General features: G+C 70.8%; 9 protein-coding genes. 1 reads left to right on the forward strand and 8 read right to left on the reverse strand.

Annotated features, from left to right (window positions below; translation table 11 throughout):
• Positions 1–21: 21 nt before the first annotated feature.
• The 8 genes from ABVB68_RS11400 to ABVB68_RS11435 all read right to left on the reverse strand — a co-directional run bounded on the left by ABVB68_RS11400 (position 22) and on the right by ABVB68_RS11435 (position 10,510).
• Positions 22–738 (reverse strand): ABC transporter ATP-binding protein, encoded by a 717-nt coding sequence (locus ABVB68_RS11400; protein ID WP_353600802.1) that lies wholly within the window; start codon positions 736–738, stop codon positions 22–24.
• Positions 735–1,646, reverse strand: coding sequence for an ABC transporter ATP-binding protein (locus ABVB68_RS11405; RefSeq protein ID WP_353600803.1), 912 nt, complete (start codon positions 1,644–1,646; stop codon positions 735–737). Before ABVB68_RS11405 ends, ABVB68_RS11400 begins: the two co-directional genes overlap by 4 nt.
• A 3-nt stretch (positions 1,647–1,649) precedes the next feature.
• Positions 1,650–3,482 (reverse strand): branched-chain amino acid ABC transporter permease, encoded by a 1,833-nt coding sequence (locus ABVB68_RS11410; protein ID WP_353600804.1) that lies wholly within the window; start codon positions 3,480–3,482, stop codon positions 1,650–1,652.
• Between the two features lie 5 nt (positions 3,483–3,487).
• Entirely contained in the window at positions 3,488–4,420 is a 933-nt protein-coding gene (locus ABVB68_RS11415) for a branched-chain amino acid ABC transporter permease (protein ID WP_353600805.1), read from the reverse strand.
• A gap of 111 nt (positions 4,421–4,531) precedes the next feature.
• Positions 4,532–5,767: a branched-chain amino acid ABC transporter substrate-binding protein gene (locus tag ABVB68_RS11420; RefSeq protein WP_353600806.1), complete on the reverse strand. Its 1,236-nt coding sequence runs from the start codon at positions 5,765–5,767 to the stop codon at positions 4,532–4,534.
• Between the two features lie 273 nt (positions 5,768–6,040).
• Positions 6,041–6,703, reverse strand: coding sequence for a Tat pathway signal sequence domain protein (locus tag ABVB68_RS11425; RefSeq protein WP_353600807.1), 663 nt, complete (start codon positions 6,701–6,703; stop codon positions 6,041–6,043).
• 869 nt (positions 6,704–7,572) lie between these two features.
• Positions 7,573–8,064: a PaaI family thioesterase gene (locus ABVB68_RS11430; protein ID WP_353600808.1), complete on the reverse strand. Its 492-nt coding sequence runs from the start codon at positions 8,062–8,064 to the stop codon at positions 7,573–7,575.
• A gap of 46 nt (positions 8,065–8,110) precedes the next feature.
• On the reverse strand, positions 8,111–10,510 hold the full coding sequence (locus ABVB68_RS11435) for an FdhF/YdeP family oxidoreductase (protein WP_503006074.1): 2,400 nt from the start codon (positions 10,508–10,510) through the stop codon (positions 8,111–8,113).
• A 230-nt stretch (positions 10,511–10,740) separates the two neighbouring features.
• Here ABVB68_RS11435 and polA point away from each other — a divergent pair, with 230 nt between their 5' ends.
• Complete coding sequence (gene polA / locus ABVB68_RS11440; protein ID WP_353600809.1) at positions 10,741–13,467, forward strand: DNA polymerase I; 2,727 nt, start codon at positions 10,741–10,743, stop codon at positions 13,465–13,467.
• The last annotated feature ends 122 nt before the right edge of the window (positions 13,468–13,589 follow it).

Here is a 13,589-nt window from a genome sequence, read left to right on the forward strand (position 1 = left end):
CGGTCCGGCCGGCGGGACCGGTCAGTCCTCGCCGAGATAGGCCTTGCGCACGGACTCGTCGTGCAGCAGGTCCTGCCCCGTGCCGGACAGCACGATGGAGCCCACCTCCATGACATGGCCCTGGTCGGCCAGCGAGAGCGCCGCCTGGGCGTTCTGCTCGACCAGCAGGATGGTGGTGCCCTGGGACTTCAGCTCGGCGATCGTCGCCATGATCTTCTGCATCATGATCGGTGACAGGCCCATGGACGGCTCGTCCAGCATCAGCAGCTTCGGCTGGGACATCAGGGCGCGGCCCATCGCCAGCATCTGCTGCTCACCGCCCGAGAGGGTGCCCGCGGCCTGCTTCCTGCGCTCCCCGAGGATGGGGAAGAGGTCGTAGGCGCGCTGGATGTCCTTCTCGATGCCCGGCTTGTCGTTGCGCAGGAACGCGCCGAGGCGCAGGTTGTCCTCGATGGTCATGCGCGGGAAGATGTGCCGCCCCTCGGGGGAGTGGGCGAGGCCCAGCGCGACCACGTCGTGGGCCGGGATCTTCTTCAGCGACCTGCCGTTGAACCGGATCTGCCCGCCGACCGGCTTGAGCAGACCGGACAGCGTGCGCAGCGTGGTGGTCTTGCCGGCGCCGTTGGTGCCGATGAGGGTGACCACCTGACCGGCCTCGACCTTGAAGGAGATGCCCTTGACGGCCTCGATCTTGCCGTAGGCGACCCGCAGGTCCTCCACTTCGAGCAGTGCGGTCATCGGTCGTTCTCCTTGCCGGGCGCGGCGTCCGTCGTGGTCTCGGCGTGCGCCTCGGCCGCCTCGACCTCGGCGACCTCCTCGTCGCCGGGAGCGTCCTCGTAGGGCTCGCCGAGGTAGGCGGCGACGACGCGTTCGTCGCCCTGCACGGTCGCGCTGTCGCCCTCGACGAGCTTCTCGCCCTGCACCAGGACGGCGACGCGGTCACAGAGGTTGAAGATGAAGCGCATGTCGTGCTCGATGACGAGTACGGCGATGCCCCGGTCCCGGATGGCGAAGACCAGTTCCTCGGTGGCCCGGGTCTCCTGCGGGTTCATGCCGGCGGTCGGCTCGTCCAGGAGCAGCAGGCCGGGCTCGCTCGCCATCGCCCGGGCGATCTCCAGCTTGCGCTGCTCGCCGTAGGGCAGGTTGCGGGCCAGGTGCTCCGCCTTGTTCTCCAGGCCGACGAACTCCAGGAGTTCCATGGCCCGCGCCCGGGAGGCGGCCTCGGCCCGGTGGAAGCCCGGGCCGCGCAGCAGGGCGGACCACAGGCCCTCTCTGGTGCGGGTGTGACGGCCGACGAGCACGTTCTCCAGGACCGTCATGTTGGCGAACAGACGGATGTTCTGGAAGGTCCGGGCGACGCCGGCCGCGGTGACCTTGAAGGATTTCGGCGGCAGGAGGGCGCCCTTGTAGCGGACCTCGCCCTCGGTGGGGATGTACAGGCCGGTCAGGCAGTTGAAGAAGGTCGTCTTGCCGGCGCCGTTGGGGCCGATCAGGCCGACGATCTCGCCGCTGTTGACCGTGAGGTCGACATTGCGTACGGCGGTCAGGCCGCCGAAGCGCATGGTGACGCCGCGGGCGTCGAGCACGACCTCTTCGGGTGCGGAGGCGCCGGGGGCGGCGTCCTTGATGGTGGTGTCGGTGGTCATCGGTCAGGCCCCTGCCTTGCTGAGGACGGCGGGCGCTTCGGCCTCTTCGTGGAATTCGAGTTGGCGGCGCCGGTTGGGGATGATGCCCTCGGGGCGGAAGCGCATCAGCAGCACGAGCGCGACGCCGAAGGCGAAGAGCTGGTAGTCGCCCAGGAACTGGAGCTTGGCCGGGATCAGGTAGAGCAGGGCCGCGCCGACCAGCGGGCCGGCGATCGTGCCCATGCCGCCGAGGACCACGGCGGCCAGCAGGAAGGCCGAGTTGGGCGGGACGACGTGGGCGAACTGGTACTGCTCCGGCGTCACGGTGTAGGTGACGTGGGCCTGCACGGAGCCGGCGAGGCCGGCCAGGCAGGCGCCGAGCGCGAACGCGATGAGCTTGACGCGGAACCCGTTGATGCCCATGGCCAGCGCGGCGGTCTCGTCCTCGCGGATGGCGATCCAGGCGCGGCCGATGCGGGAGTCGCTGCTGCGCCGGAACACCACGACGACCAGCAGCGTGACGAGCAGCATCAGCAGGAAGTAGTTCGCGAACCGGCCGATGGTGGCGCCGAACAGCTGGTGCTCCTGGCCGAAGTCGAACCCGAGGATGTCGAGGTTCGGGATGGAGGAGATGCCGTTGGAGCCGTTGGTGACGTCCGGGCCGGACGTGCCGTCCATGTTGAGGACGGTGATGCGGAAGATCTCACCGAAGCCGAGGGTGACGATGGCCAGGTAGTCGCCGCGCAGCCGCAGGGTCGGGGCGCCGATGAGGACGCCGAACACCATGGCGACGACCGCGCCGAGCACCGCGGAGGCCCAGAACGGCCAGTGCACGTGCAGGGGCGAGGACGGCGAGCCGGAGACCAGGGCCGCGGTGTAGGCGCCGACACCGAGGAAGGCGACGTAACCGAGGTCGAGGAGGCCGGCGAGGCCGACGACGATGTTCAGGCCGAGGGCGACCGTGGCGAAGATCAGGATGTAGACGCCGATCGTCGCGTACTGGTCGTCGGACTGGGTGAACGGGAAGGCGGCCGCGGCGACGAAGGCGCCGGTCATGGTGATGACGCGGTGGCGGGCGGTGATCTCCGAGACCCGGGCCACGAGCCCGGCCTTGGCGATGGCGCCGAAGCCGCAGCCTGCGGTGATGAGGAAGCCGACGAACAGCTCGTCGTACTCGGTGCCGATGCCGTAGGTGAAGACGATCAGGCCGAGGGCCATGACCGCGGCGATGACGAGGATGTCGGCGTACGCGGGCAGCTTGGCGGCCGGAGCCGGGGTGCGGGAGGCGAAGGCCGCCTTGAAGACGTTCCAGTTGTGCCGCCGGCTGTGGCGGAACTGCTCCCAGGCGGTGTCGTCCGGGTCGATGGGATCCGGGGCCGGCCGCTCGAAGGGCAGGGCCAGCGCGCCGATCAGGGCCGCCAGCGTGGTGAGGGCGACGACGAAGCCGCCGGGCTCCAGGTTCACCACGCCGCCGAGCCTGGCGGCGATCGCGATGACCGTGAACCAGGCGGTGGCGAAGGTGCCGAGCGCGGACAGCTTGAGCGCGCCGTCGGCGCTGCCCGGGGTGAGCCATCCGAGGCCCTTGACGCCGTAGGAGGAGAGGCCGAGGAGGGCGGTGAGGACACCGCCGATGAGGACGAGGACCTGCAGGCCGCCCGGGTAGCCGTAGACGGTGAGGTCGCCGGGGAACCTGGCGGTCCAGGTCCAGGCGAGGAACGTCGAGACGACGGTGAGCGCGCTGCCGCCGGTGGCGAGGGCCCGCCCGAGCGGGGCGGGGAGGCCGATGAGACCGGACTGCGCGGCCGTGGGGGCGTCCGGGGTCTCCGGGGTCTCGGATGCGGTGGTCTGTGTGGTCATCGGTGTCACGCCCTGTCCGCCACGCGCTCGCCGAGCAGGCCCTGTGGCCTGAACAGCAGCACGAGGATGAGGAGTACGAACGCCCAGACGTCTGCCCAGGACTGGCTGCCGAACTTGTCCATGCCGGGGATGTCCGCGATGTAGGCGGTGGACAGTGCCTCGGCGACTCCGAGGACGAGGCCGCCGAGCATGGCGCCGTAGATGTTGCCGATGCCGCCGAGGACGGCCGCGGTGAAGGCCTTCAGGCCGAGGATGAAGCCCATGCGGAAGTCGATCTGGCCGTACTTCAGGCCGTAGGCGACCGAGCCGACGGCGGCGAAGGTGGCGCCGAGGGCGAAGGCGACCACGATGATGCGGTCGGTGTTGACGCCCATCAGCTTCGCGGTGTCCGGGTCCTGGGCGGTGGCCTGCATGCCGCGTCCGGTGCGGGTGCGCATCACGAAGTAGGCGAGGAAGGCCATGGAGAGGGGGGCGGCGGCGACCAGGAAGACGTCACCGGTCTGGACGGTGACGTTGCCGATCTCGAAGGGGCCGCCCGGGATGCTCGGGAAGGTGCGGGCGGACTTGGCCCCGGGGTACCAGGCCCACACCGCCTGCTGGAGCGCGAGGGAGAGGCCGATGGCGGTGATCAGGGGCGCGAGGCGGGGCGCGGTGCGCAGCGGACGGTAGGCGAACCGTTCCGCCCCCACGGCGATGGTGACGGCGACCACGATGGCGCCGACGAGCATGAGCGGCAGGGCCACCCACATCGAGGTGCCGTCGGGAAGGACGTACGCGTAGACCGTGAGCGCACCGAAGGCTCCGGTCATGAATATCTCGCCGTGGGCGAAGTTGATGAGCTGGACGATGCCGTAGACCATTGTGTAGCCGATGGCGACCAGCCCGTACATGGATCCTAGTAGCAGGCCGTTGACCAGCTGCTGCGGCAGTTCGTTCACCGCATGTCCTCCGAGACTTTCGGACGTTCGACGGATGAGGCCGGATGCGAGTCCGCGCGGGACGCCAGTGGAACAGCGCCCCGCGCGGCTCTGGTGGTGCGGGTGTGTGGGTCAGCTGCCGTTGTAGGTGCCGGACTCCACGGCCTTCCAGGCGGTGCCCGTGACGGAGTAGACGGTGAGCTGCTTGTTGGTCGCGTCACCGAACTCGTCGAAGGAGACCTTGCCGGTCACACCGTCGAAGGAGACGTTCTGCATGGCCTCGGTGACCTTCGCGCGGGCGTCGTCCGGCAGCTTGCCGCCGTTGCCGTCCACGACCTTCTTGACGGCCTCGATGATCGACCAGGCCGAGTCGTAGGAGTAACCGCCGTACGCGGCGTAGGCCTCCTTGTAGCCGGCCGCCTTGTAGTTGGCGACGAACTCCTTGGCGGAGGGCAGGGTCTCGACCGGGGCGCCGACCGAGGTGGCCAGGTCGCCGCCGCCCGAGGCGCCGGCCAGCTTGATGAAGTCGTCGGCGTAGATGCCGTCGCCGCCGACCAGCGGCACCTTGGCGCCGGCGGCCTTGATCTGCTTGCTGAGCGGTCCGGCCTGCGGGTACTCGCCGCCGTAGTAGACCACCTGGGCGCCGGAGTTCTTCACCTTGGTGGCGACGGCGGAGAAGTCCTTGGTGTCGGGGTTGATGTGCTCGGTGCCCACCACCTTGCCGCCGAGCTTCTTGAACTCCTCGGTGAAGGTGGCGGCGAGACCGGCGCCGTAGGTCTTCTTGTCGTCGATGACGAAGACCTTGGTCTTCTTGGCCTTGTTGTAGACGTACTGGGCGGCGAACGGGCCCTGGATGGCGTCCGTGGTCGCGGTGCGGAAGTACGACTTGTACTGCCGGGCCTTCGACTTCTGCCAGTTGTCGCCCTGCGTCAGCGCGGGGTTGGTGTTGGCCGGCGACACCTGGACCAGCTTGGCGTCGTCGAAGACCTTCTGCATCGACTGGGCCACGGAGGAGTTCAGCGGGCCCACGACGCCGAGGACGTCCTTGTTGCCGACGAACTTGGTGGCGTTGGCCTGGCCGGAGGAGGGCTGCGCCTGGTCGTCGGTGGCTTCGACCTTGAAGGTGACGCCCTTGACGTAGTTCTTCTTGTTGGCCTGCCTGGCCGCGAGGTCCACCGAGTTCCGGATGCCCAGGCCGAGCGCGGACAGGTCGCCGGTCAGCGGGGCGTCGATGCCGATGACGACGGTGGTGCCGCCGTTGCCGGAGTCCGAGCCCTTGTCGCCGCTGTCGCGCGAGCCGCAGGCGGTGAGGGTGAGCGCTCCCGACGCCAGAGCGGCGGTGATGGCGATGAGCGAACGTTGACGCACGATCAGTCCTTTCCCCTGGACGACCGCATCCCCGTGGAGACGGTCGAGCCGCGCGCCTGGCCGAAGTGTGACGGGCCGGAGTGAGAATCCGACGGCGCGGTGACTGGCCGTGACTCTAAGCGTGTGCAGGGAACGTGGAGGAGAGTCTGACCGATGCTGTGACGCTCTTGTTATGACACGAGGTAATGCAGAGCGGTACGGCGTGGGGGGAACGGCGGAATTCCGGCCGTTTCGCCCTGTCCGCATGGTGAGAACTCGCAGGACCCACCTTGATCAGTCCAGGCGTCTCAAGGGTTTTGGTGATGACGTAACACTGTTGCTGCAGGCGACTTTCAGGGCCTGGGAGAGGTGCTGTGCGTAGCGGGAACCGAGGATGAAACTGTGATTCTGTATTGCGCGCGTATTACGCAGAGTTACGTCCAGGAAAGGAAGTCCGGCGTCCATCGGTACTTTCCGGCATTGCGTCACGTGCATCGTCACGGTGATCCTCCGGGCCGTACCCGCTCTCGTCCGGAAGGGCGCCGGGGGGTCCGTCGTCAGGGTCAGCCCCGCGTACGGCTGGGTCACGCCGGTCACGGTGACCGGCGGCCCCGACTCCACGTTCAGCAGCACCTCGAAGCTGAAGCTCCGGGGCGGGGCGCCCGCCGCGGTGGTCCGGCCGGCGAGGTACGTCACGCCCACCGCCTGTGCCGGGTACGGCACTTCGGCCGGGGGAGTCGGGTCGTGCGGCGGCTGCCGCGGCCGGGTGGCGAAGAGATACCCACCGCCGCCGAGCAGAACGGCCAGCGCGAGGAGGGCGCGGGCGGCGCGCCGGTGCCGCCGGTACCACGAGACGAGCGCCGTACGCGTGCGTCCGGCCGAACGAGCGTTCCGCGCAGCCGGGTTGTCCCGGGCGCCGGTGCCCTCGCCGGGCTCCACGGGGCCGATGCCGCTCATCGCCAGGGGGCTCCGTTCATCGCCGGGGACTTCCGCTCATCGCCGGGGACTTCCGCTCATCGCCATGGATCTCCGCCGGGGGCGCCGTGACGGTAGCGCTCGGTACACGCCCGGCGCGCCTGACGGCCGATCAACTCCTCCGCCGCCGCCGTCCCTTGGCGCCGTTTCACGTCCCGCGCCGCGTCCACGACGCTCCGGAGGATCTCGTATTGCCCATTGGACAGCCCTGTCGACTGGTAGTCGCCGTAGGTGCCGCTGTCGAGCACCTCGCGCGACCAGTGCGCGACGAGCCTTGTGCACAGACCGACGTCGGACGCCGGGGAGCCGGAACGTGGTGACCCGGCCGCCGGCGAACTGGCCGACGGTGACCCGGACGTCGCTGCCCCGGCCGTCGGCGAAGTGACCGTCGGCGAAGTGACCGTCGGTGATCCGGACGTCGGTGATCCGGAGGCCGGGGTGTGTGCGGGGGCGGCGTGCGGTGGGCCGCCGGACCGGTCGCAGCCCGTCGCGCACAGCAGCGCCGGCAGCGCGAGTCCGGCCGCCAGCACTCCCGCCCCCGCCCGGGGGCCGCCTCGCCGTCCCATGTGCCGAAGCTAAGGGGAGGGGCGGCGAGGGGCAACGGCCGGGCGGGGAGCAGTAGGCGGAGCGCGGTGGGGGCAACGGCCCGGCCGGGCGGGGCCGGGGCGCGGTGGGGGGCAACGCCCCTGCCGGGTGGGGCCGGGGCGCGGAGTGGGGGGCGGTGCCGTGGCGCGATGTGTGTGTGGGGCGACGGACGGCCGGGGGTGACGGCCGGCCGGGGCATCGGGCCCGTGGGGGCAGTGGCCGGAGCCTGAGCCCGGCGGGAAGACGACGCCCCGGTGGGGGTCGGGTCAGCCGCCGACGGGGCGCGCGTGGGCCTCGTCGCCCGGCTTCACGTCCCGCAACAGGCAGGTCAGCCGGGCGGTGCACACCCGGCGGTCCTCCTCGTCCGTGATCACGATCTCGTACGTCGCCGTCGAGCGGCCCCGGTGCACGGGCGTGGCCACACCGGTCACCAGGCCGGAACGGGCCCCGCGGTGGTGGGTGCAGTTCAGGTCCACACCGACCGCGATCTTCGAGCTGCCGCCGTGGAGCATGGAGCCGACCGAGCCGAGCGTCTCCGCCAGCACCGCCGACGCGCCCCCGTGCAGCAGGCCGTACGGCTGGGTGTTGCCCTCCACCGGCATGGTCCCGACGACCTTCTCCGCCGAGGCCTCCAGGATCTCGACACCCATTCGCGTGCCGAGGTGTCCCGCCGAGAACAGGGCCGGCAGATCCACACCGAGCGCCGCGTACTCGTCGATGATCTCCTGCGGGAACTCCACTCGCTGCTGCTCGCCCATCGGCCGGCTCCGTTCGTCGTGCACGTGTCCTTGGCTGAGCAAACGCTCAGTCGGTCGCCGATTGTTCCAGACGGTCGCCGGCGCGGTCCCGGGCCGGGTCCCCGTCCTGGTCCTCGGCGCCGTCCCGGACGTCTTCCCGGGCGCCGCCACCGGCATGTGCCCGGGCGTCGTCCCGGACGCGCGTCTCGAGGCGTACGACGACGGACTTGCTGGCCGGGGTGTTGCTGGTGTCGGCGGTGGCGTCCAGCGGGACGAGCACGTTCGTCTCGGGGTAGTAGGCCGCCGCGCAGCGGCGCGCCGTCGGATAGAGCACGACCCGGAAACCGGGCGCCCGCCGCTCCACCCCGTCCCTCCACTCGCTCACCAGATCCACGTACGACCCCTCTTCCACCCCGAGTGCGCGCGCGTCGTCCGCATTGACCAGCACCACCCGGCGCCCGCCCGTGATGCCCCGGTAGCGGTCGTCGAGCCCGTAGATCGTGGTGTTGTACTGGTCGTGCGAGCGCAGCGTCTGCAGCAGCAGCCGGCCCTCGGGCAGCGCGGGGTACTCCACCGGCGCCGCCGTGAAGTTCGCCTTGCCCGTGGCGGTCGGGAAGCGGCGCTCGTCGCGCGGGGCGTGCGGCAGCGTGAAGCCACCCGGCCGGGCCACGCGCGCGTTGAAGTCCTGGAAGCCGGGGACCACGCGCGCGATGCGGTCGCGGATCGTCCCGTAGTCCTTCTCGAACTCCTCCCACGGCACGACGCTCTTCTCGCCGAGCACCCGGCGCGCGAGGCCGCAGATGATGGCCGGCTCGGACTTGAGCCGGGGACCCGCCGGGGCGAGGCGCCCGCGCGAGGCGTGCACCATGCCCATGGAGTCCTCCACCGTCACGAACTGCTCACCACTGCCCTGCAGATCGCGTTCCGTCCGCCCCAGCGTCGGCAGGATCAGCGCCCGCGCGCCCGTGACGACGTGCGAGCGGTTCAGCTTGGTCGACACGTGCACGGTCAGCCGGGCGCGCCGCATCGCCGCCTCGGTCACCTCGGTGTCCGGGGACGCCGACACGAAGTTGCCGCCCATCGCGAAGAACACCTTCGCCTCGCCGTCCCGCAGCGCGCGGATGGCCCGGACCACGTCGAAGCCGTGCTCGCGCGGCGGCGCGAACCCGAACTCCTTCTCCAGCGCGTCCAGGAAGGCCGGCGCCGGCCGCTCGAAGATGCCCATCGTGCGGTCGCCCTGCACGTTGGAGTGGCCGCGCACCGGACACACGCCCGCGCCCGGACGGCCGATGTTGCCGCGCAGCAGCAGGAAGTTGACCACCTCGCGGATGGTCGGCACCGAGTGCTTGTGCTGGGTGAGGCCCATGGCCCAGCAGACGATGGTCCGCTTCGACGCGAGGACCATGCCGAGGGCCTCCTCGATCTCCGCACGCGTGAGACCGGTGGCCGCGAGCGTCCCGGCCCAGTCGGCGGCCCGGGCGGCCTCGGCGAACTCCTCGTACCCGTGGGTGTGTTCGCGGACGAACTCCTCGTCGACCGCGCCCTCCGTCTCCAGGATCAGCTTGTTCAGGAGACGGAACAGCGCCTGGTCGCCGCCGATGCGGATCTGCAGGAACAGATCGGTGAGCGCGGCACCCCGGAGCATGCCCTGCGCGGTCTGCGGGTTCTTGAAGCGCTCCAGGCCCGCCTCGGGCAGCGGGTTGACGCTGATGACCCGCGCGCCGTTCGCCTTCGCCTTCTCCAGTGCGGAGAGCATGCGCGGGTGGTTCGTCCCCGGGTTCTGCCCGGCGACGATGATCAGATCGGCCTGGTACAGGTCCTCCAGCAGGACGCTGCCCTTCCCGATGCCGATGGTCTCGGTCAGTGCCGAGCCCGACGACTCGTGGCACATGTTCGAGCAGTCCGGCAGGTTGTTCGTGCCCAGCTCGCGCGCGAAGAGCTGGTACAGGAACGCCGCCTCGTTGCTGGTGCGGCCCGAGGTGTAGAAGACGGCCTCGTCGGGGGAGCCGAGGGCGTCGATCTCCTCGGCGATGATGTCGAAGGCGCGCTCCCAGCCGACCGGCTCGTAGTGCTCGCCCCCTTCGGGGAGGTACATGGGGTGCGTGAGCCGCCCCTGCTGGCCCAGCCAGTAGCCGCTTCTGGTGGCCAGGTCCGCGACGGAGTGCGCGGCGAAGAACTCGGGTGTCACCCGGCGCAGGGTGGCCTCCTCGGCGACCGCCTTCGCGCCGTTCTCGCAGAACTCCGCCGTGTGCCGGTGTTCCGGCTCGGGCCAGGCGCAGCCCGGGCAGTCGAAACCGTTCTTCTGGTTCACCCGCAGCAGGGTCAGCGCGGTGCGCTTCACGCCCATCTGCTGCTGGGCGATGCGCAGGGTGTGCCCGATGGCCGGCAGTCCCGCGGCCGCGTGCTTCGGCTCCGCGACCTGCGGTGCGTCCTGGACCGGATCACCCTTGGGCGGCTTCGTCGCCATCGCACGCTCCCCTTCGACTGCGTGTGAGATGTACCTCGACCGTGTGTGTGAAGTACGCCGCCGATCCTCCCACGACGACCGACGACGCCGCCGCCCCCCTTCGCCGCTGCCGCCGTGCCCGTCCTCTCCCCTCCCCTGGGCGGCTGCCCGGGGCGGAGACCGCCGTCCCGGTCGCGGCCGCCGGGGGCGAGCGGCCCGCGGTGTCAGTGCGGCGTGGCAGGATCGGGGGCGTGGCGAAGACAGCATCGAAGAAGACCGACAAGACCCCCGGCGGGACCCGTCCGCGGCTGATGCTCATGGACGGGCACTCGCTGGCCTACCGCGCGTTCTTCGCGCTGCCCGCGGAGAACTTCACGACCGCGACCGGCCAGCCGACGAACGCGATCTACGGTTTCGCGTCGATGCTGGCCAACACCCTGCGTGACGAGGAGCCCACGCACTTCGCGGTGGCCTTCGACGTCTCGCGCAAGACCTGGCGCTCCGAGCAGTTCACGGAGTACAAGGCGAACCGCTCCAAGACGCCGGACGAGTTCAAGGGCCAGGTCGAGCTGATCGGCGAGCTGCTCGACGCGATGCACGCCCCGCGCTTCGCCGTCGCGGGCTTCGAGGCGGACGACGTGATCGCCACGCTCGCCACCCAGGCCGAGGCCGCGGGCTTCGAGGTGCTGATCGTCACCGGTGACCGCGACTCCTTCCAGCTGGTCAGCGAGCACACCACCGTGCTCTACCCCACGAAGGGCGTCTCGGAGCTGACCCGGTTCACCCCGGAGAAGGTTTTCGAGAAGTACGGCTTGACGCCCGCGCAGTACCCGGACTTCGCGGCCCTGCGCGGCGACCCGTCCGACAACCTCCCCGGCATCCCGGGCGTCGGTGAGAAGACCGCCGCGAAGTGGATCAACCAGTTCGGCTCGTTCGCGGAGCTGGTCGAGCGGGTCGACGAGGTCAAGGGCAAGGCCGGGCAGAACCTCCGCGACCACCTGGAGTCGGTCAAGCTCAACCGCGTCCTCACCGAGCTGGAGCGCCAGGTCGAGCTGGAGCGGACGGTCGCCGACCTGGAGCGGTCCCCGTACGACCGCAAGGCCGTCGCGATGATCCTGGACACCCTGGAGATCCGCAATCCGTCCCTGCGCGAGCGCCTCTTCGCCGTCGATCCCGGTGGGGAGGAGGCCGAGAGCACTCCGGTCGCCACGGACGGCGTGGAGATCGACGGCACGATCCTGCGCACCGGCGAGCTGGCCCCCTGGCTGGCCGGGCACGGCGACCAGGGCCTGGGCGTGGCCACCGTCGACACCTGGGCGCTGGGCGCCGGCTCGGTCGCCGAGGTCGCCCTGGCGGCGCCCGGGGGAGCGGCCGCCTGGTTCGACCCCGCCGAGCTGGACGAGGCCGACGAGAACGCGTTCAGGGCCTGGCTGGCCGACGCCGACCGCCCCAAGGTGTTCCACAACGCCAAGGGCGCCATGCGCGTCTTCGCCGAGCACGGCTGGAGCATCGAGGGCGTTCGCATGGACACCGCGCTCGCCGCCTACCTGGTCAAGCCGGGCCGCCGCTCCTTCGACCTGGACGCGCTGTCGCTGGAGTACCTGCACCGCGAGCTGGGCCCCGCCGCCGCGGCCGACGGCCAGCTGGCGTTCGGCGCGGACGAGGGCGCCGAGGCCGAGGCCCTGATGATCCAGGCCCGCACCGTCCTGGACCTCGGCGAGGTCTTCACGGACCGCCTCGAGGAGGTGGGCGCCGCGGATCTGCTGCGGGACATGGAACTGCCGACCTCCGCCCTGCTCGCCGGCATGGAGCGGCAGGGCATCGCGGCCGACCGCGCGCACCTCGAAGCGATGGAGCAGACGTTCGCGGGCGCCGTGCAGCAGGCCGTGAAGGAGGCGCACGCGGCGGCCGGCCACGAGTTCAACCTGGGCTCGCCCAAGCAGCTCCAGGAGGTCCTCTTCGGCGAGCTGGCCCTGCCCAAGACCAAGAAGACCAAGACCGGCTACACGACCGACGCCGACGCGCTGGCCTGGCTCGCCGCCCAGACCGACAACGAACTTCCGGTGATCATGCTCAGGCACCGGGAGCAGGCGAAGCTGCGCGTCACCGTCGAGGGCCTGATCAAGACCATCGCGGGTGACGGCCGTATCCACACCACCTTCAACCAGACGGTGGCCGCGACCGGCCGGCTCTCCTCCACGGACCCGAACCTGCAGAACATCCCGGTCCGCACCGACGAGGGCCGGGCGATCCGCCGCGGCTTCGTCGTCGGTGAGGGCTTCGAGTCCCTGATGACCGCCGACTACAGCCAGATCGAGCTGCGCGTGATGGCCCACCTCTCGGAGGACGAGGGCCTGATCCGGGCGTTCACCTCCGGCGAGGACCTGCACACCACGGCCGCCTCCCAGGTCTTCGGCGTCGAGCCCACCGCGGTGGACGCGGAGATGCGCCGCAAGATCAAGGCCATGTCCTACGGCCTGGCGTACGGTCTGTCGGCGTTCGGCCTCTCCCAGCAGCTGAACATCGAGGCGGCGGAGGCGCGTGCCCTCATGGACGCGTACTTCGAGCGCTTCGGCGGGGTCCGCGACTACCTGCGCCGAGCGGTCGACGAGGCCCGGGCGACGGGCTACACGGCGACGCTCTTCGGGCGCCGCCGCTACCTGCCCGACCTCAACAGCGACAACCGGCAGCGCCGGGAGGCGGCCGAGCGCATGGCCCTCAACGCGCCCATCCAGGGCACGGCGGCCGACATCGTCAAGATCGCCATGCTCAAGGTGGGCGACGCGCTGCGGGCGGCGGGCCTCAAGTCCCGCATGCTCCTGCAGGTCCACGACGAAATCGTCCTGGAGATCGCACCCGGCGAGCGGGCGGCCACCGAGGAGATCGTCCGCCGCGAGATGACGAACGCCGTCCAGCTCCGCGCCCCCCTGGACGTCTCGGTGGGTGTGGGCCCGGACTGGGAATCCGCAGCGCACTAGCCCGCGTCGCGTCAGCGGGGGTGCCCTGCGCCCGGCACCCCCGCTCCCGGCACGCTGCCGCACCCCACGGCGCCCCGGCACGGCCGCATCCCGCGACGCCCGGCTTCCGGCAGCGTGTCTCA

It is taken from the genome of Streptomyces sp. NPDC096012, assembly GCF_040426375.1.
Lineage (GTDB): Bacteria > Actinomycetota > Actinomycetes > Streptomycetales > Streptomycetaceae > Streptomyces.

Coding starts and splice junctions, on each gene's coding strand:
- ABVB68_RS11400 (WP_353600802.1), bottom strand. CDS start 738: ATGACCGCACTGCTCGAAGTGGAGGACCTGCGGGTCGCCTACGGCAAG.
- ABVB68_RS11405 (WP_353600803.1), bottom strand. CDS start 1,646: ATGACCACCGACACCACCATCAAGGACGCCGCCCCCGGCGCCTCCGCA.
- ABVB68_RS11410 (WP_353600804.1), bottom strand. CDS start 3,482: ATGACCACACAGACCACCGCATCCGAGACCCCGGAGACCCCGGACGCC.
- ABVB68_RS11425 (WP_353600807.1), bottom strand. CDS start 6,703: ATGAGCGGCATCGGCCCCGTGGAGCCCGGCGAGGGCACCGGCGCCCGG.
- ABVB68_RS11430 (WP_353600808.1), bottom strand. CDS start 8,064: ATGGGCGAGCAGCAGCGAGTGGAGTTCCCGCAGGAGATCATCGACGAG.
- ABVB68_RS11435 (WP_503006074.1), bottom strand. CDS start 10,510: ATGGCGACGAAGCCGCCCAAGGGTGATCCGGTCCAGGACGCACCGCAG.